At 59.7% G+C, this 18320-nt stretch carries 14 protein-coding genes, 1 tRNA gene and 2 pseudogenes; 15 read left to right on the top strand and 2 right to left on the bottom strand.

Features of this window, described 5'->3' with window-relative positions; genetic code table 11:
* Window positions 1–122 (top strand): annotated as a pseudogene (tuf, locus tag IP85_RS21945) (elongation factor Tu); the annotation flags it as partial.
* Between the two features lie 267 nt (window positions 123–389).
* Here the strand turns inward: tuf and IP85_RS10320 are convergent.
* Window positions 390–764, bottom strand: a complete 375-nt coding sequence (locus IP85_RS10320; protein ID WP_054149600.1) for a pentapeptide repeat-containing protein — start codon at window positions 762–764, stop codon at window positions 390–392.
* 235 nt (window positions 765–999) lie between these two features.
* On the opposite strand from IP85_RS10320, the gene IP85_RS10315 reads away from it, so the two are divergent.
* The 10 genes from IP85_RS10315 to rpoC all read left to right on the top strand — a co-directional run bounded on the left by IP85_RS10315 (window position 1000) and on the right by rpoC (window position 14121).
* On the top strand, window positions 1000–1629 hold the full coding sequence (locus tag IP85_RS10315; RefSeq protein WP_156322827.1) for a hypothetical protein: 630 nt from the start codon (window positions 1000–1002) through the stop codon (window positions 1627–1629).
* 117 nt (window positions 1630–1746) lie between these two features.
* Window positions 1747–1822: transfer RNA gene (locus tag IP85_RS10310), tRNA-Trp, on the top strand.
* 179 nt (window positions 1823–2001) lie between these two features.
* A complete protein-coding gene (gene secE / locus IP85_RS10305) occupies window positions 2002–2202 on the top strand; it encodes a preprotein translocase subunit SecE (RefSeq protein ID WP_054149598.1) in 201 nt (66 codons plus the stop codon).
* A 16-nt stretch (window positions 2203–2218) separates the two neighbouring features.
* On the top strand, window positions 2219–2749 hold the full coding sequence (gene nusG / locus IP85_RS10300) for a transcription termination/antitermination protein NusG (RefSeq protein ID WP_054149597.1): 531 nt from the start codon (window positions 2219–2221) through the stop codon (window positions 2747–2749).
* A gap of 149 nt (window positions 2750–2898) precedes the next feature.
* Window positions 2899–3330 (top strand): 50S ribosomal protein L11, encoded by a 432-nt coding sequence (rplK, locus tag IP85_RS10295; protein ID WP_006728786.1) that lies wholly within the window; start codon window positions 2899–2901, stop codon window positions 3328–3330.
* Window positions 3331–3332: 2 nt separating this feature from the next.
* The gene (rplA, locus tag IP85_RS10290) at window positions 3333–4028 is read left to right on the top strand and encodes a 50S ribosomal protein L1 (RefSeq protein ID WP_054149596.1); all 696 of its coding nucleotides are present in this window, start codon (window positions 3333–3335) and stop codon (window positions 4026–4028) included.
* Window positions 4029–4370: 342 nt separating this feature from the next.
* Entirely contained in the window at window positions 4371–4889 is a 519-nt protein-coding gene (rplJ, locus tag IP85_RS10285; protein WP_054149595.1) for a 50S ribosomal protein L10, read from the top strand.
* A 69-nt stretch (window positions 4890–4958) separates the two neighbouring features.
* Window positions 4959–5333 carry a 50S ribosomal protein L7/L12 gene (gene rplL / locus IP85_RS10280; RefSeq protein ID WP_054149594.1) on the top strand — a complete coding sequence of 125 codons (375 nt, stop codon included), beginning with the start codon at window positions 4959–4961 and terminating at the stop codon, window positions 5331–5333.
* A 246-nt stretch (window positions 5334–5579) separates the two neighbouring features.
* A complete protein-coding gene (gene rpoB, locus IP85_RS10275; protein WP_054149593.1) occupies window positions 5580–9713 on the top strand; it encodes a DNA-directed RNA polymerase subunit beta in 4134 nt (1377 codons plus the stop codon).
* 196 nt (window positions 9714–9909) lie between these two features.
* Window positions 9910–14121 carry a DNA-directed RNA polymerase subunit beta' gene (rpoC, locus tag IP85_RS10270; protein WP_054149592.1) on the top strand — a complete coding sequence of 1404 codons (4212 nt, stop codon included), beginning with the start codon at window positions 9910–9912 and terminating at the stop codon, window positions 14119–14121.
* Between the two features lie 201 nt (window positions 14122–14322).
* Here rpoC and IP85_RS10265 read toward each other — a convergent pair whose 3' ends face one another.
* The gene (locus IP85_RS10265) at window positions 14323–14616 is read right to left on the bottom strand and encodes a hypothetical protein (protein ID WP_054149591.1); all 294 of its coding nucleotides are present in this window, start codon (window positions 14614–14616) and stop codon (window positions 14323–14325) included.
* A 509-nt stretch (window positions 14617–15125) separates the two neighbouring features.
* Here IP85_RS10265 and rpsL point away from each other — a divergent pair.
* From rpsL to IP85_RS22400, 4 genes and pseudogenes are all read left to right on the top strand, one after another.
* Window positions 15126–15497, top strand: coding sequence for a 30S ribosomal protein S12 (gene rpsL / locus IP85_RS10260; RefSeq protein WP_003507760.1), 372 nt, complete (start codon window positions 15126–15128; stop codon window positions 15495–15497).
* An 86-nt stretch (window positions 15498–15583) separates the two neighbouring features.
* Window positions 15584–16054, top strand: a complete 471-nt coding sequence (gene rpsG / locus IP85_RS10255; RefSeq protein WP_006728778.1) for a 30S ribosomal protein S7 — start codon at window positions 15584–15586, stop codon at window positions 16052–16054.
* A 32-nt stretch (window positions 16055–16086) separates the two neighbouring features.
* Complete coding sequence (fusA, locus tag IP85_RS10250) at window positions 16087–18186, top strand: elongation factor G (RefSeq protein ID WP_054149590.1); 2100 nt, start codon at window positions 16087–16089, stop codon at window positions 18184–18186.
* A gap of 72 nt (window positions 18187–18258) precedes the next feature.
* Window positions 18259–18320: pseudogene (locus IP85_RS22400) on the top strand (elongation factor Tu); the annotation flags it as partial.

Genomic DNA, 18320 nt, shown 5'->3' with positions numbered 1-18320 from the left:
ACAACGTCACGGTTGAAGTCGAGCTGATCGTTCCGATCGCGATGGAAGAAAAGCTGCGCTTCGCGATCCGCGAAGGCGGCCGTACCGTCGGCGCCGGCATCGTCGCTTCGATCATCGAGTAATCGCTGATCTGATCGACAAGATCAAAGGGCCTCGCTGGAAACAGCGGGGCCTTTTTTGTTTGGGCAGCATCACGTTTGTGACGGATCTGCAGCGCGAAGAGGTCCGCGCCTACCGCCACCAGAAGCGGCTGGCGGGGTGCTGGCGGCTTGGGATTGACGTCACCTGGTTCCGGAGGGGCGCAGCCATCTATCCGATGTTCGCGAAAATCCGAGATCGCTATCGCGCACGTGGCTATGACGTAGCTGGTCTGGAGTGATGTGTCGGCCTCAAGCCCGCTGCAGCAACTGATCTTCGGCAAGCCGCAGGAGATCCGTCACCAGGTAGCCGTTGATTGTTAGTCCCGTCAGATCGCATTCGGCAATCGACGTGCCAGCGAGGCTGGCGAATCGGATGGTGCTGCCGTTCAGGTCGACATGGGTGAGGCTTGCCGCATGCATCACAACATTTTCCATGACCGCGGCATTCATCGCCACATTGCGGATCACCATCTGCTCGGCATTGGCATCGGTGATCAGGCTCCGGCCGAGGTCCACATTGCTGAACACCGCTTCCTTGAGCGATACGTCGCTGAAGCGGGCTTCCGACAGGTCGGCATCGTCGAACTCGGAACCGGGCAGGGCGGCATTGCTGATACGGATCATGGCTGTCCTCCGCGAGGGCTCAAGGCCAAGTATCAGCCAAAGCCGAGAACATGGCAAGCGGGCGCCTGGCGCCTCTCCTCGGCCCGTAACGTCAGGCAACTCCTGACATTTTCTCTGCATGGCTTCCATGCGCGCTTGCTACTTCGCGTCTGATTCCCGCTCGGTTACTTCTGAAACCATGCTGATTCGCCCAGGTCTGCCGTTGGCTGCGCCCCACATACCGGACGAACTGCCGATGGCCCGCTCACCTCTTGCTACCTGGTTGCTGATTGCGCTGCCCCCCTGGCCTTGGGCGGCTGCGGCCGAGGAAGGCGCCTTTGTGTGGAATGCCACGGGCTCTGCCGACGATCTTGGTATCCGCACCGGTGTCGTCCTCGATATGCCCGGGCGCCCTCGGCTCGGCGCCGAATCGAACCTGCGTCGTGCCACCGCCACCAATTCGGGCACGACTCATCCGCCCATGCGCCTCTGGGGTGAGGTTGATCTGCGCAAGACTGCGCCAAACCCCGCCTCTGTCGGCCTCACGGTCGATCTCGTGAGCGGTGCAGCCCGCGCAGCACTCCGCCAACACCGCGCCCTCGTGGACGAGGGCCCAGCGACGCTCTCGCACGACCGCGCACTGGAGGCGGGACGCCGCCATGATGGCGAAGCGGTGTTTGTCGCGCGCCAGAATCTCCGGCTTTTCCTCGGCGGGATAGATACCATCGTGACCGGCGGTGTGGTGATGGACAGTGCCGCGCCATTTCATGCCGAACTGGCTTTCGAGAAACGCCTGCGGCCCGGCATCAAGCTGCGCGCAGTGATTTCCGATATTGCGCACGAACCTGCCGCGCGGCTCGATGCGCGGTTTGAGCGGAAGTGGTGAGCGATGCCATTGACCGCTCTGTGAAAAGCAGAAAAAAGACACTTGCCAATCCGGCGCGCCCGCCTTAAAGGGTGCTCCATGCCTCGGACGGAAACGTTCCGGTCCGATGTAAGGCTTAGGGGTATAGCTCAGTTGGTAGAGCGGCGGTCTCCAAAACCGCAGGTCGTCGGTTCAAGCCCGGCTGCCCCTGCCAAGTCGCACGGCGCGCATCATGCTGCGACGAGCATAAGGATCTGGCAAAGCCGAAAGAGTGCTGGAGACGATTTCCTCTTGTGAAAAGGGGAATCGGTCTCTATGTAGGGTTCAAACAGACACGCGGTGCGTGGGGCTGACGAAGGTCGGCTTTACGCGCCGTAAATGCGTGGGCAATAAATGGCATCCAAGGGTAATCCATTCGCGTTTCTGCAGCAGGTTCGCTCCGAGACGTCCAAGGTGACGTGGCCCTCGCGTCGCGAGACCACGATTTCGACGCTCATGGTCCTGGCGATGGTGTTTTTCGCTGCGCTGTTTTTCTTCGGCGCGGACCAGCTGATCAGCTGGTTGCTTGGCCTTGTGCTGAGCGTCGGCAATTAATCGGGCGGAGACGAACATGGCGGCACGTTGGTACATCGTCCACGCGTATTCTAATTTTGAGAAGAAGGTCGCGGAAGACATCGAGAACAAGGCCAAGCAGAAGGGTCTTGATCATCTCTTCGAAAAGATCCTCGTTCCGACCGAAAAGGTCGTCGAGGTTCGTCGCGGCCGCAAGGTGGATAGCGAGCGCAAGTTCTTCCCGGGCTACGTCATGGTGCGGGCAAACCTGACCGACGAAGCCTACCACCTGATCAAGAATACCCCGAAGGTCACGGGTTTCCTCGGTTCCGACAACAAGCCGGTTCCGATCCCGGATTTCGAGGCTGAGCGCATCCTGGGCCAGGTCCAGGAAGGCGTCGAGCGTCCGAAGTCCTCCGTGTCCTTCGAAATCGGCGAACAGGTTCGCGTCTCCGACGGTCCTTTCGCCTCCTTCAACGGGATCGTCCAGGACGTGGACGAAGAGCGCTCGCGCCTCAAGGTCGAGGTCTCGATCTTCGGTCGCGCGACCCCCGTCGAACTCGAATACGGTCAGGTCGAAAAGGTCTGATCGGAGAAGGGGAGGTAACTCCCCGACCCGCGTGGGAGGATGGCGGTCTCTTAAGCCGGACCGTCCAGACGCACCACGCAACCGCAGCCGCCAACCTAAAGTTGGCATAATGGATCGGGAAACCGGTCTGAAATGAAAGGCAGAGAGTAATGGCTAAGAAAGTTGCAGGCCAGCTCAAGCTCCAGGTCAAGGCAGGATCGGCTAACCCGTCCCCGCCGATCGGCCCGGCACTTGGTCAGCGTGGCATTAACATCATGGAATTCTGCAAGGCGTTCAATGCCGCCACGCAGGAAATGGAAAAGGGTATGCCGATCCCGGTCGTCATCACCTATTACCAGGACAAGTCCTTCACCTTCGCAATGAAGCAGCCGCCGGTTACCTACTGGCTGAAGAAGGAAGCAAAGATCACCTCTGGCTCGAAGACTCCGGGCAAGGGTGCGAAGGTCGGTACGATCACCAAGGCGCAGGTCCGCGCAATTGCCGAAGGCAAGATGAAGGATCTTAACGCCGCCGACATCGAAGGCGCAATGCTGATGGTTGAGGGCTCTGCCCGCTCCATGGGCCTGGAAGTGGTAGGTTGATCATGGCCAAGGTAGCAAAGCGTATTCAGAAGATCCGTGAAGGTGTTGACCCGACGAAGCTCGTCGCCCTCACCGACGCCATCTCGATGGTCAAGGAACGTGCCGTCGCCAAGTTCGACGAAACGATCGAAATCGCCATGAACCTCGGCGTCGACCCGCGCCACGCAGACCAGATGGTCCGCGGCGTGGTCAACCTGCCGAACGGTACGGGCCGTGACGTTCGCGTTGCCGTTTTCGCACGTGGCGCCAAGGCTGACGAAGCCAAGGCTGCTGGTGCAGACATCGTCGGCGCCGAAGACCTGCTCGAAATCGTTCAGGGCGGCAAGATCGACTTCGATCGCTGCATCGCGACCCCGGACATGATGCCGCTCGTCGGTCGCCTCGGTAAGGTTCTCGGCCCGCGTGGCATGATGCCGAACCCGAAGGTCGGTACGGTGACAATGGACGTCACGGGCGCCGTCAAGGCTTCCAAGGGCGGTGCCGTCGAGTTCCGCGTCGAGAAGGCTGGTATCATCCATGCCGGCATCGGCAAGGCTTCCTTCGACGCCAAGGCGCTCGAAGAAAACATCAAGGCTTTTGCTGACGCCGTCATCAAGGCAAAGCCGGCTGGCGCCAAGGGCAACTATGTCAAGCGCGTAGCCATCTCCTCGACCATGGGCCCGGGCGTCAAGATCGACCCGTCCACGGTTACGGCCTGATTATCAATTCGGCCGGAGTGTAAACTCCGGCCTGACCAAGTTTCCGGCCTTTCGGGGCCGGAAATGCCTGGTGTCAAAACCAGGCACTCCTGTCCGAGATTGTGGGCGGCCTTAGGGCCTTAATACATGCCTGCATGAGACGGGTGAGATCCGGTATTTAAACGTCTGATGACGTCTTGAAGTTCGGTTCGAGCCTTATTCGCCTTTTGGCTGGAAACATTTTCCAACCGGAGGGGACAGGATCCTCAAGCGTCGCTTGGGATCTGATACATGGATCCCTTGAGGCAAAGGCAAACCCGGTGGGGCCTGCAGGATTGCGGTCCCATCAACTGGAGACAGACAGTGGAAAGAGCGGAAAAACGCGAATTCGTCACAGAACTGAACGAAGTCTTCAAGGCTTCCGGTTCGGTTGTTGTGGCCCACTATGCTGGTGTCACGGTTGCGCAGATGAACGACTTCCGTTCGAAGATGCGCGCTGCTGGCGGCACCGTCAAAGTCGCGAAGAACCGCCTGGCCAAGATCGCTCTTCAGGGCACGGAAGCCGAAGGGATCACCGATCTCTTCAAGGGCCAGACGCTGATTGCATTCAGCGCTGATCCGATTGTGGCTCCGAAGGTCGTCATGGATTTCGCCAAGACCAACGACAAGATCGTTGTACTGGGCGGCGCCATGGGAACAACCACCTTGTCCGCAGATGCAGTCAAGTCGCTTGCGACCCTGCCTTCGCTGGACGAACTGCGTGCAAAGCTGGTCGGCATGATTCAGACCCCGGCTACCCGCATCGCAGGTGTTGTGGCAGCACCGGCAGCTCAGCTTGCTCGCGTGTTTGCGGCCTATGCAAAGAAGGACGAAGCCGCGTAAGGCGGTTTTTCGCTGTTCATACCCTAACCCGTTCGCTTCGAACCGAACATCTATTAAGGAACTAGTATCATGGCTGATCTCGCAAAGATCGTTGAAGACCTCTCCTCTCTGACCGTTCTGGAAGCTGCTGAGCTTTCCAAGCTGCTCGAAGAAAAGTGGGGCGTATCTGCTGCTGCACCGGTAGCCGTTGCTGCTGCTGGCGGCGCTGCTGCTGCTGTTGTTGAAGAAGAAAAGACCGAATTCGACGTCATCCTGACGGATGCCGGCGCCAACAAGATCAACGTCATCAAGGAAGTCCGCGCCATCACCGGCCTGGGCCTCAAGGAAGCCAAGGATCTCGTCGAAGGCGCTCCGAAGGCTGTCAAGGAAGCCGTTTCGAAGGCTGAAGCTGCTGACCTCAAGAAGAAGCTTGAAGAAGCCGGCGCTAAGGTCGACGTCAAGTAATATCGGAATGCGGCGGGGGAAGTTTCTTCTCCCGCCCGTTTCCTCCGAACATATTACCCAGGAACCGTATGAAAACGGTTCCTGGGTAATGGGTTCTCAAGAGGATGGTCTTGACCCGCGCGCCCGGCAAACCGGCCGGCCGTCCGGATCTCGAGACGAGATTGAGCGATCCATTTTTTGACGGAGCCGCCTGGCCAGCGGTCACCGTCTGTTGCAGGCCCGGGTGCAAACTGACAAGGAGCGACGATGGCTCAGACCCTTACCTTTAACGGTCGCAGGCGCGTACGCAAGTTTTTCGGAAAAATTCCAGAAGTCGCAGAAATGCCGAACCTCATTGAGGTTCAGAAGGCATCTTATGACCAGTTCCTCATGGTTGACGAGCCCAAGGGTGGCCGTCCCGACGAGGGGCTGAATGCCGTTTTCAAGTCCGTATTCCCGATCACCGATTTCTCCGGTGCATCGATGCTGGAGTTCGTCTCCTACGAATTCGAGCCGCCGAAGTTCGACGTCGACGAATGCCGTCAGCGCGACCTGACCTATGCTGCACCGCTGAAGGTCACGCTTCGCCTGATCGTGTTCGATATTGACGAGGATACGGGCGCACGCTCGATCAAGGACATCAAGGAACAGTCCGTCTACATGGGCGACATGCCCCTGATGACCAACAACGGTACCTTCATCGTCAACGGTACCGAGCGCGTCATCGTCTCCCAGATGCACCGTTCGCCGGGCGTCTTCTTCGACCATGACAAGGGCAAGTCCCACTCCTCGGGCAAGCTTCTTTTTGCTGCCCGCGTCATCCCCTATCGTGGTTCCTGGCTCGACATCGAATTCGATGCCAAGGACATCGTCCACGCCCGTATCGACCGTCGCCGCAAGATCCCCGTGACCTCGCTGCTGATGGCGCTTGGCATGGACGGCGAAGAAATCCTGTCGACTTTCTACTCGAAGTCCGTCTACGAGCGTGATGGCAAGGGCTGGCGTTTCCCGTTCAACCCTGAGACCCTCAAGGGTGCGAAGGCGCTTTCCGACCTCGTCGACGCCGACAGCGGCGAAGTCGTCGTCGAAGGCGGCAAGAAGCTCACCCCGCGTCTTCTGCGTCAGTTGACCGACAAGGGCCTGAAGTTCCTGAAGGCATCTGACGAAGACCTGTTCGGCAACTACCTTGCTGAAGATCTGGTCAACATGTCGACCGGTGAAATCTACATGGAAGCCGGCGCGGAGATCGACGAGAAGACGCTCCCGCAGATTCTCGATTCTGGCTTCGAAGAGATCCCGGTTCTCGGCATCGACCACATCAATGTCGGCGCCTACATCCGCAACACGCTTGCAGCCGACAAGAACGAGAACCGTCAGGACGCTCTGTTCGACATCTACCGCGTCATGCGTCCGGGTGAGCCGCCGACCATGGACTCGGCCGAGGCCATGTTCCAGTCGCTGTTCTTCGACGCCGAGCGTTATGACCTGTCGGCCGTTGGTCGCGTCAAGATGAACATGCGTCTCGACCTCGATTGCCCGGATACCGTCCGCGTTCTGCGCAAGGACGACATCCTGGCGGTAGTCCGGATGCTGGTCGAACTGCGCGACGGCAAGGGCGAGATCGACGATATCGACAACCTCGGCAACCGTCGCGTTCGCTCCGTTGGCGAACTGATGGAAAACCAGTACCGTCTTGGCCTGCTCCGCATGGAGCGCGCGATCAAGGAACGCATGTCGTCGATCGAAATCGACACCGTCATGCCGCAGGACCTGATCAACGCCAAGCCGGCTGCTGCAGCCGTCCGCGAATTCTTCGGCTCTTCGCAGCTGTCGCAGTTCATGGACCAGGTAAACCCGCTTTCGGAAATCACCCACAAGCGTCGTCTTTCGGCTCTTGGACCGGGCGGTCTGACCCGCGAGCGTGCTGGCTTCGAAGTCCGCGACGTTCACCCGACCCACTACGGCCGTATTTGCCCGATCGAGACGCCGGAAGGCCCGAACATCGGTCTGATCAACTCGCTCGCCACCTTCGCACGGGTCAACAAGTACGGCTTCATCGAAAGCCCGTACCGCAAGATCATCGACGGCAAGGTGACGATGGACGTCGTCTATCTCTCGGCAATGGAAGAAGCCAAGTACTACGTGGCCCAGGCCAACTCCGAGCTGACGGCCGATGGCCAGTTCGTCGAAGAGTTCGTCGTTTGCCGTCACGCTGGCGAAGTTATGCTGTCCCCGCGCGACACCATCAACCTGATGGACGTCTCGCCGAAGCAGCTGGTGTCAGTAGCGGCCGCTCTCATTCCGTTCCTCGAAAACGACGACGCCAACCGCGCTCTCATGGGCTCGAACATGCAGCGTCAGGCCGTGCCGCTTCTGCGTGCCGAAGCCCCGTTCGTCGGAACCGGCATGGAGCCGATCGTTGCCCGTGACTCCGGTGCTGCCATCGGTGCCCGTCGCGGCGGCGTGGTCGACCAGGTCGATGCAACGCGTATCGTTATCCGCGCCACGGAAGATCTCGATCCGTCCAAGTCCGGCGTCGATATCTACCGTCTGCAGAAGTTCCAGCGTTCGAACCAGAACACCTGCGTCAACCAGCGTCCGCTGGTCACCGTCGGTGACATCCTGAACAAGGGCGATATCATCGCGGACGGTCCGTCGACCGACCTCGGCGATCTGGCACTCGGCCGCAACGCGCTCGTCGCGTTCATGCCCTGGAACGGCTACAACTATGAGGACTCGATCCTCATGTCGGAGCGCATTGTCTCGGAAGACGTCTTCACCTCGATCCACATCGAGGAATTCGAAGTCATGGCCCGCGACACCAAGCTCGGTCCGGAGGAAATCACGCGCGACATTCCGAACGTTTCGGAAGAAGCGCTGAAGAACCTCGACGAAGCCGGTATCGTCTACATCGGTGCGGAAGTTGCTCCTGGCGACATCCTGGTCGGCAAGATCACGCCGAAGGGCGAAAGCCCGATGACGCCGGAAGAAAAGCTTCTGCGCGCCATCTTCGGTGAAAAGGCCTCCGACGTTCGCGACACCTCCATGCGCATGCCGCCCGGCACGTTTGGTACCGTTGTCGAAGTTCGCGTCTTCAATCGCCACGGCGTTGAGAAGGACGAGCGCGCGATGGCCATCGAGCGCGAGGAAATCGAACGCCTCGCCAAGGACCGCGACGACGAGCAGGCGATCCTCGACCGTAACGTTTACGGCCGTCTGATCGACATGCTCCGTGGTCAGGTCTCGATCGCGGGTCCGAAGGGCTTCAAGAAGGGCGTCGAACTCACGAACGCCGTCGTCTCCGAATATCCCCGCTCGCAGTGGTGGATGTTTGCAGTCGAAGACGAAAAGGTGCAGGGCGAACTCGAAGCGCTCCGCGGCCAGTACGACGAATCCAAGTCGCGCCTTGAACAGCGCTTCATGGACAAGGTCGAAAAGGTCCAGCGCGGCGACGAAATGCCCCCGGGCGTCATGAAGATGGTCAAGGTCTTTGTCGCTGTGAAGCGCAAGATCCAGCCAGGCGACAAGATGGCCGGCCGTCACGGCAACAAGGGTGTTGTCTCGCGCATCGTACCGGTCGAGGACATGCCGTTCCTCGAAGATGGCACGCATGTCGACATCGTCTTGAACCCGCTCGGCGTTCCCTCGCGTATGAACGTCGGTCAGATCCTTGAAACCCACCTTGCCTGGGCTTGCGCCGGCATGGGCAAGAAGATCGGTCAGATGCTTGAGGACTATCGCAAGCACCTCGACATCACCGATCTGCGCAAGGAACTGACGGAGATCTACGAGTCGGAAGCGCATGACGAAGTGAAGCACTTCGACGACGACGCACTCGTCAAGCTCGCTGAAGAAGCCAAGCGCGGCGTATCCATCGCCACGCCGGTCTTCGACGGTGCGCATGAAAGCGACGTCTCCGAGATGCTGACGCGTGCAGGTCTCAACCCGTCGGGTCAGTCGACCTTGTACGATGGTCGTACCGGTGAAGCCTTCGACCGTCAGGTCACCGTCGGCTACATGTACATGATCAAGCTGAACCACCTGGTTGACGACAAGATCCACGCTCGCTCGATCGGCCCGTACTCGCTCGTCACCCAGCAGCCGCTCGGTGGTAAGGCGCAGTTCGGCGGTCAGCGCTTCGGGGAAATGGAAGTCTGGGCGCTCGAAGCCTACGGTGCGGCATACACCCTGCAGGAAATGCTGACGGTGAAGTCGGACGACGTGGCCGGCCGTACCAAGGTCTATGAGGCGATCGTCCGTGGCGACGACACCTTCGAGGCTGGTATTCCGGAAAGCTTCAACGTTCTCGTCAAGGAAATGCGCTCTCTCGGCCTTTCCGTCGAACTCGAGAACTCGAAGCTCCTGACGGAAGACGGTCAGCTGCCGGACGCCGCCGAATAACGGTTTGACAAAGGCGTGCGAGGCTTCGGCCGCGCACGCCATTCCCTGATCGCCCCGAAGGCCAATATCGGGACGGGAAGGGGAGTTTCGCCGCATTTCGCGGTTATTGTCATTTCAGGGTCTGGTGCGGCATCCCGGGAATTCGCCGCCACCGCGACCCAATCGAGGGCTTTTTAGCCCCATCAAGGAGACAGGCATGAACCAAGAGGTCATGAACCTTTTCAACCCGACAGTGCCGGCTCAGCACTTCGATTCCATCCGGATCTCGATCGCGAGCCCGGAAAAGATCCTGTCGTGGTCCTACGGCGAGATCAAGAAGCCGGAAACCATCAACTACCGCACGTTCAAGCCCGAGCGTGACGGCCTCTTCTGCGCGCGTATCTTTGGACCGATCAAGGACTACGAATGCCTGTGCGGCAAGTACAAGCGCATGAAGTACAAGGGCATCATCTGCGAAAAGTGCGGCGTCGAAGTTACGCTCTCGCGCGTTCGCCGCGAGCGCATGGGCCACATCGAGCTCGCAGCCCCGGTCGCCCATATCTGGTTCCTGAAGTCGCTGCCGTCGCGCATCTCCACGCTGTTGGACATGACGCTGAAGGATGTCGAGCGCGTTCTCTACTTCGAGAACTACATTGTGACCGAGCCGGGCCTGACCTCGCTCAAGGAAAACCAGCTGCTCTCTGAAGAAGAGTACATGATGGCCGTCGACGAGTTCGGCGAAGACCAGTTCACCGCCATGATCGGCGCTGAAGCCATCTACGAGATGCTGGCCTCGATGAACCTCGAGAAGATCGCTGGCGATCTGCGCGCTGAGCTTGCCGAGACCACCTCGGATCTCAAGCAGAAGAAGCTGATGAAGCGCCTGAAGATCGTCGAGAACTTCATGGAGTCGGGCAACCGTCCGGAATGGATGATCATGAAGGTCGTTCCGGTCATCCCGCCGGACCTGCGCCCGCTTGTCCCGCTCGATGGCGGCCGCTTCGCGACGTCTGACCTGAACGATCTCTATCGTCGCGTCATCAACCGTAACAACCGTCTGAAGCGCCTGATCGAACTGCGCGCTCCGGGCATCATCATCCGCAACGAAAAGCGCATGCTGCAGGAATCTGTAGACGCGCTGTTCGACAACGGCCGCCGTGGCCGCGTCATCACCGGCGCCAACAAGCGTCCGCTGAAGTCGCTGTCCGACATGCTCAAGGGCAAGCAGGGCCGCTTCCGTCAGAACCTGCTCGGCAAGCGCGTCGACTATTCCGGTCGTTCGGTCATCGTAACAGGCCCGGAACTGAAGCTGCACCAGTGCGGCCTGCCGAAGAAGATGGCGCTCGAACTGTTCAAGCCGTTCATCTACGCCCGCCTCGACGCCAAGGGTTACTCCTCGACCGTCAAGCAGGCCAAGAAGCTGGTTGAAAAGGAAAAGCCGGAAGTCTGGGATATCCTCGACGAGGTTATCCGCGAGCATCCGGTTCTCCTGAACCGCGCACCGACGCTGCACCGCCTGGGCATCCAGGCCTTCGAACCGATCCTGGTCGAAGGCAAGGCCATCCAGCTGCACCCGCTCGTCTGCACGGCCTTCAACGCCGACTTCGACGGTGACCAGATGGCCGTTCACGTGCCGCTGTCGCTCGAAGCTCAGCTCGAAGCCCGCGTCCTGATGATGTCGACGAACAACATCCTGCACCCGGCCAACGGTCAGCCGATCATCGTTCCGTCGCAAGACATGGTTCTCGGCCTGTACTATCTGTCGATCCAGAACCAGAACGAGCCGGGCGAAGGCATGGCCTTCTCCGACATGGGCGAACTGCACCACGCTCTTGAGAACAAGGTCGTCACGCTGCACGCCAAGATCCGTGGCCGCTTCAAGACCGTCGACGCCGAGGGCAACCCGGTATCGAAGATCTATGAGACCACGCCTGGCCGCATGATCATCGGCGAACTTCTGCCGAAGAACGTCAACGTGCCCTTCGAGACCTGCAACCAGGAAATGACCAAGAAGAACATCTCCAAGATGATCGACACGGTCTACCGCCATTGCGGCCAGAAGGACACGGTCATCTTCTGCGACCGCATCATGCAGCTCGGCTTCACCCACGCCTGCAAGGCTGGCATTTCGTTCGGCAAGGACGACATGATCATCCCGGAAACCAAGGCGAAGATCGTTGGCGACACCGAAACGCTGGTCAAGGAATACGAGCAGCAGTACAACGACGGCCTGATCACCCAGGGCGAGAAGTACAACAAGGTCGTTGACGCCTGGGGCAAGGCCACTGAAAAGGTCGCCGAAGACATGATGGCCCGCATTAAGGCTGTCGAGTTCGATCCGGAAACCAACCGCCAGAAGCCGATGAACGCCATCTACATGATGTCGCACTCGGGTGCTCGTGGTTCACCGAACCAGATGCGTCAGCTGGGCGGCATGCGTGGCCTCATGGCCAAGCCGTCGGGCGAAATCATCGAGACACCGATCATCTCGAACTTCAAGGAAGGCCTGACCGTTAACGAGTACTTCAACTCGACCCACGGTGCCCGTAAGGGCCTCGCAGACACCGCTCTGAAGACCGCGAACTCCGGTTACCTGACCCGTCGTCTCGTGGACGTGGCCCAGGACTGCATCGTCAACCTCGTGGATTGCGGCACCGACAAGGGCCTCACCATGACGGCGATCGTTGATGCCGGTCAGGTCGTTGCCTCCATCGGTGCCCGCGTTCTCGGTCGTACGGCCCTCGATGATATCGATCATCCGATCACGGGTGAGCGCATCGTCGATGCCGGCAAGATGATCCTTGAGCCGGATGTCATCGAGATCGAAAAGGCTGGTATCCAGTCGATCCGCATCCGTTCGGCCCTGACCTGCGAAGTTCAGACCGGCGTTTGCTCGATCTGCTACGGCCGCGACCTTGCACGCGGCACGCCCGTCAACATGGGCGAAGCCGTCGGCGTTATCGCCGCACAGTCGATCGGTGAGCCGGGCACCCAGCTTACCATGCGTACCTTCCACTTGGGCGGTACCGCGACCGTGGTCGACCAGTCGTTCCTGGAAGCCTCGTACGAAGGTACGGTGCAGATCAAGAACCGCAACATGCTGCGCAATTCCGATGGCACCCTGATCGCCATGGGTCGCAGCATGGCCGTGATGATCCTGGACGAGCGTGGCGTTGAGCGTTCGTCTCAGCGCGTGGCCTATGGTTCGAAGGTCTTCGTCGACGATGGCGACAAGGTGAAGCGCGGCCAGCGTCTGGCCGAGTGGGATCCGTACACACGCCCGATCATGACGGAAGTCGAGGGTATCGTGCATTTCGAGGACGTCGTCGACGGTATCTCGGTGCTCGAAGCCACCGACGAGTCGACCGGCATCACCAAGCGTCAGGTTATCGACTGGCGTTCGACCCCGCGCGGTACGGACCTCAAGCCGGCGATCGTCATCAAGGATGCCAGCGGCAATGTTCTGAAGGTTGCCCGTGGTGGCGAAGCCCGGTTCCAGCTGTCGGTTGAAGCGATCCTTTCGGTCGAGCCTGGTCAGAAGGTTTCTCAGGGTGACGTGCTTGCACGTTCGCCGTTGGAAAGCGCCAAGACCAAGGACATCACCGGTGGTCTGCCGCGCGTTGCCGAACTGTTCGAAGCCCGTCGTCCGAAGGACCATGCCATCATCGCTGAGATCGATGGTACGATCCGCCTCGGCCGCGACTACAAGAACAAGCGTCGCGTCATCATCGAGCCGGCTGAAGACGGTGTCGAGCCTGTCGAATACCTGATCCCGAAGGGCAAGCCCTTCCACCTTCAGGAAGGCGACTATATCGAAAAGGGTGACTACATCCTCGACGGTAACCCGGCTCCGCACGACATTCTGGCGATCAAGGGCGTCGAGGCACTTGCCTCGTACCTGGTCAACGAAATCCAGGAAGTCTACCGTCTGCAGGGCGTTGTGATCAACGACAAGCACATCGAGGTGATCGTTCGCCAGATGCTGCAGAAGGTCGAGATCACCGACGCGGGCGACAGCCACTACATCGTGGGTGACAACGTCGACCGCATTGAGCTCGACGACAACAACGACCGCCTGGTCGAAGAGGGCAAGAAGCCGGCATACGGCGATCCGGTCCTTCTCGGCATCACCAAGGCCTCGCTGCAGACGCCGTCGTTCATCTCGGCCGCATCCTTCCAGGAAACCACCAAGGTTCTCACGGAAGCTGCGATCGCCGGCAAGACCGACACGTTGCAGGGTCTGAAGGAAAACGTCATCGTTGGCCGTCTGATCCCGGCCGGTACCGGTGGTACCATGACGCAGATCCGCCGCATCGCCACGTCTCGCGACGACCTCATCCTCGAGGAACGCAAGAAGGGCACCGGCGCAGATGTCGCAACGCCGATGCTGCAGAACCTCGCTGGCGAAAGCGCGCCTGCCGCCGAGTAATCGGAAGCTGGACCGTTCTGAACCTAGAAAGACCGCCCGGAGCCATCTCCGGGCGGTCTTTTCATTCCGGCTCTTGGCGGGAGGCTGGGCGTCAGCCACGCTTTCGGCTGCCGTCGCCACGAGCATGCGTCCTGAAACACGCAACGAAAAAGGCCGGTCGATGGGACCGGCCTCTGGCTCAGCGGCTGTGTGGGTGTAATCTCAGGCGAAACGGATGATCGCGACTTCGCCTTCGAGCGCGCCCTGATAGGCTGAGGCATGCGGCTCTTCGTCGGGCGCACCCGTGATCATGCCGATCTGGTCGAGATCGGCTTCCAGGAAGCCTTCTTCCGAGAGCGCGTTCAGCGTGAGACGCACGGCCGTGTCATCGTCGGGGGCGGTCAGCATGACGTGCAGATCGATCGGCTGGCCGCCTTCGGTCTCATAGGCCTTGGCGATGACGATGAACACCATGGGCTCGTCGCGGTTGTTGTCATTGTCGGGGCTGGTGATCATGGCGCCTGGTCTTCCTGTTGTGGCGGAACGATTCTTTCGCCTCGGCCGATTCGACCAGACGGTAAGGGCGGTTGACCCTCTGTCTCTACCTATCTAGAAGTTTCGCGGCGCAAGCCAAGCCAAATCGTCTTCGCATCTCCGTTTTCCCGTGCGGAAACGGCCAGACTCCCGGCCGGGCAGGGGGCTCAGGCCATTAATTGTGAGATGTGACTTGACGTTCAGGGGGGAAAACAGTAGTACCCCGGCCATCGGAGCCCATGTGAGATCGCATTTTTCGGGACGACTCGTCCTGAAGTTCATCTCAAACAGGTCTCCAAACGCACGTTGACGACACAAATGCTGCTCGCACGACGCACTCTTGCAGTGCGTCCTCTGTCTTTTGTGGTCCATCCGCGAAAACGGGTCGGGCCACATTTTGCGCATGAAGAAAACTGTGCGGCCGCCGCCGGAAACGGCAAACCACCAGGGCCTGAAAGGGCTTGAGACTAGATTTTGCAAGGGATGGGTATATGCCTACCGTAAACCAGCTGATCCGCAAGCCGCGTCAGGCACAGGTAAAGCGCAATAAGGTTCCTGCTCTGCAGGAAAACCCGCAGAAGCGTGGCGTTTGCACCCGCGTCTACACCACGACCCCGAAGAAGCCGAACTCGGCTCTCCGTAAGGTTGCCAAGATCCGCCTGACCAATGGCTTCGAAGTCATCGGCTACATTCCGGGTGAAGGTCACAACCTGCAGGAACACTCTGTCGTCATGATCCGTGGCGGCCGCGTAAAGGACTTGCCGGGCGTTCGTTACCACATCATCCGCGGCGTTCTCGACACCCAGGGCGTCAAGAACCGTAAGCAGCGCCGTTCGAAGTACGGTGCGAAGCGTCCGAAGTAAGCTTCGGTCCTTCATTCACAAGATACCGGCGCTGCGCGAGGTTCTCCGCGTGATGAAGCGTCCCTAACCGTTGAGAGACAAATAGTATGTCCCGTCGCCACAGTGCAGAAAAGCGCGAAATCAATCCGGACCCGAAGTTCGGCGATCTCGTCGTCACCAAGTTCATGAACGCCATCATGCTTCACGGCAAGAAGTCGGTCGCTGAAAGCATCGTCTACGGTGCCTTTGACGTTGTTCAGAACAAGTCCAAGCAGGAACCGATTGCGATCTTCCATCAGGCGCTCGACAACGTCGCGCCGCATGTTGAAGTCCGCTCGCGCCGCGTTGGTGGTGCGACCTACCAGGTCCCGGTCGACGTTCGTCCGGAGCGCCGTCAGGCTCTCGCGATCCGCTGGCTGATCACTGCTGCCCGCAAGCGCAACGAGACCACTATGGTCGACCGCCTTTCCGGCGAGCTGCTCGACGCAGCGAACAACCGCGGTAGCGCCGTCAAGAAGCGCGAAGACACCCACAAGATGGCCGATGCAAACCGCGCCTTCTCGCATTACCGCTGGTAATCAACCGATCGAATATCGAAAGGCAGTCCGTTATGGCTCGCGAATATAAAATCGAAGACTACCGCAACTTCGGCATCATGGCGCACATTGACGCCGGCAAGACCACGACCACCGAGCGTATCCTTTACTACACCGGTAAGTCGCACAAGATCGGCGAAGTTCATGACGGCGCAGCCACCATGGACTGGATGGAGCAGGAGCAGGAGCGTGGCATCACGATCACCTCCGCTGCCACGACGACCTTCTGGAAGGGTCGCGACGGCAAGATGCGCCGCTTCAACATCATCGACACCCCCGGCCACGTTGACTTCACCATCGAAGTCGAGCGTTCGCTGCGCGTTCTCGACGGTGCAGTAGCCCTTCTCGACGCCAATGCCGGCGTTGAGCCGCAGACCGAAACCGTCTGGCGTCAGGCTGAAAAGTACAACGTCCCGCGGATGATCTTCTGCAACAAGATGGACAAGACCGGTGCTGACTTCTACCGCTCGGTAGAAATGATCAAGACCCGTCTCGGCGCCACCGCAGTTGTCATGCAGCTCCCGATCGGCGCTGAGTCCGAGTTCAAGGGCGTTGTCGACCTGATCGAGATGAACGCTCTCGTCTGGCGTGACGAGTCCCTCGGCGCTGCCTGGGACGTTGTCGAGATCCCGGACGACCTGAAGGACAAGGCCGAAGAATATCGCGAGAAGCTGATCGAGACGGTTGTCGAGATCGACGAACAGGCGATGGAAGACTACCTGAACGGCATCATGCCGGACAACGACAAGATCCGTGCCCTGGTTCGCCGCGGCACCATCGACGTCAAGTTCCATCCGATGTTCTGCGGTACCGCCTTCAAGAACAAGGGCGTTCAGCCGCTGCTCGACGCCGTCGTCGAATACCTGCCTTCGCCGCTGGATATCCCGGCGATCAAGGGCATCGACTTCAAGACGGAAGCCGAGATCGAGCGTCATGCTGACGACGCCGAGCCGCTCGCCATGCTCGCGTTCAAGATCATGAACGACCCCTTCGTCGGTTCGCTCACCTTCGCACGCATCTATTCGGGCAAGCTCGAAAAGGGCGTGTCGGTTCTGAACACGGTCAAGGACAAGCGCGAGCGCGTCGGCCGCATGCTGCAGATGCATTCCAACAGCCGTGAAGACATCGAAGAAGCCTTTGCAGGCGACATCGTTGCTCTCGCCGGCCTCAAGGAAACCACGACGGGTGACACGCTCTGCGATCCCCTGAAGCCGGTTATCCTCGAGCGCATGGAATTCCCCGAGCCGGTCATCCAGATCGCGATCGAGCCGAAGTCCAAGGGCGACCAGGAAAAGATGGGCCTCGCGCTCAATCGCCTCGCTGCCGAAGACCCGTCCTTCCGCGTCAAGACCGACCAGGAATCCGGCCAGACCATCATCGCCGGCATGGGCGAACTTCACCTCGATATCCTCGTCGACCGCATGCGTCGCGAGTTCAAGGTTGAAGCCAACGTTGGCGCGCCGCAGGTTGCCTATCGCGAAACCATCACGAAGACGCACGAAGAAGATTACACGCACAAGAAGCAGTCCGGTGGTACCGGTCAGTTTGCGCGCGTCAAGCTCGTCTTCGAACCGAACCCTGAAGGCGAAGACTTCAAGTTCGAGTCGAAGATCGTCGGCGGTGCTGTTCCCAAGGAATACATCCCGGGCGTTCAGAAGGGTATCGAAAGCGTTCTGTCGTCTGGTCCGCTCGCGGGCTTCCCGATGCTGGGCGTCAAGGCGACCCTCATCGACGGCGCCTTCCACGACGTCGACTCCTCGGTTCTCGCCTTCGAAATCGCATCGCGTGCCTGCTTCCGTGAAGCAGCCAAGAAGGCCGGCGCACAGCTGCTTGAGCCGATGATGAAGGTCGAAGTGGTAACGCCTGAGGATTACGTCGGTGACGTGATCGGTGACCTGAACTCGCGTCGCGGTCAGATCCAGGGCCAGGAACAGCGCGGCATCGCGATCGTGATCAATGCTCACGTCCCGCTCGCCAACATGTTCAAGTACGTCGACAACCTGCGCTCCATGTCGCAGGGCCGCGCACAGTACTCGATGACCTTCGATCACTACGCACCGGTCCCGTCGAACGTTGCTGCTGAAATCCAGGCAAAGTATTCCGGTCAGAAGTGACCGGGATACCCCGCCCATCCAATTGAATTTGTGAATTTCCCCTGACGGGGACCAGAAAATGGAGAGCCGAAAATGGCAAAGAGTAAGTTTGAGCGCAACAAGCCGCACGTCAACATCGGCACGATCGGCCACGT

The organism is Rhizobium sp. AAP116, from assembly GCF_001295785.1.
GTDB lineage: Bacteria > Pseudomonadota > Alphaproteobacteria > Rhizobiales > Rhizobiaceae > Allorhizobium.
Note: the sequence above shows the minus strand (reverse complement) of the source record. Positions and strands in the feature narration are given on the sequence as shown.

Bases quoted from the DNA above. Each gene is read 5' to 3' on its own strand.
- IP85_RS10315 (WP_156322827.1), top strand. From the start codon at position 1,000: ATGGCCCGCTCACCTCTTGCTACCTGGTTGCTGATTGCGCTGCCCCCC.
- rpsG (WP_006728778.1), top strand. From the start codon at position 15,584: ATGTCCCGTCGCCACAGTGCAGAAAAGCGCGAAATCAATCCGGACCCG.
- rpoC (WP_054149592.1), top strand. From the start codon at position 9,910: ATGAACCAAGAGGTCATGAACCTTTTCAACCCGACAGTGCCGGCTCAG.
- nusG (WP_054149597.1), top strand. From the start codon at position 2,219: ATGGCGGCACGTTGGTACATCGTCCACGCGTATTCTAATTTTGAGAAG.
- IP85_RS10320 (WP_054149600.1), bottom strand. From the start codon at position 764: ATGATCCGTATCAGCAATGCCGCCCTGCCCGGTTCCGAGTTCGACGAT.
- rpoB (WP_054149593.1), top strand. From the start codon at position 5,580: ATGGCTCAGACCCTTACCTTTAACGGTCGCAGGCGCGTACGCAAGTTT.
- rplL (WP_054149594.1), top strand. From the start codon at position 4,959: ATGGCTGATCTCGCAAAGATCGTTGAAGACCTCTCCTCTCTGACCGTT.
- IP85_RS10265 (WP_054149591.1), bottom strand. From the start codon at position 14,616: ATGATCACCAGCCCCGACAATGACAACAACCGCGACGAGCCCATGGTG.
- secE (WP_054149598.1), top strand. From the start codon at position 2,002: ATGGCATCCAAGGGTAATCCATTCGCGTTTCTGCAGCAGGTTCGCTCC.
- fusA (WP_054149590.1), top strand. From the start codon at position 16,087: ATGGCTCGCGAATATAAAATCGAAGACTACCGCAACTTCGGCATCATG.
- rplA (WP_054149596.1), top strand. From the start codon at position 3,333: ATGGCCAAGGTAGCAAAGCGTATTCAGAAGATCCGTGAAGGTGTTGAC.
- rpsL (WP_003507760.1), top strand. From the start codon at position 15,126: ATGCCTACCGTAAACCAGCTGATCCGCAAGCCGCGTCAGGCACAGGTA.
- rplK (WP_006728786.1), top strand. From the start codon at position 2,899: ATGGCTAAGAAAGTTGCAGGCCAGCTCAAGCTCCAGGTCAAGGCAGGA.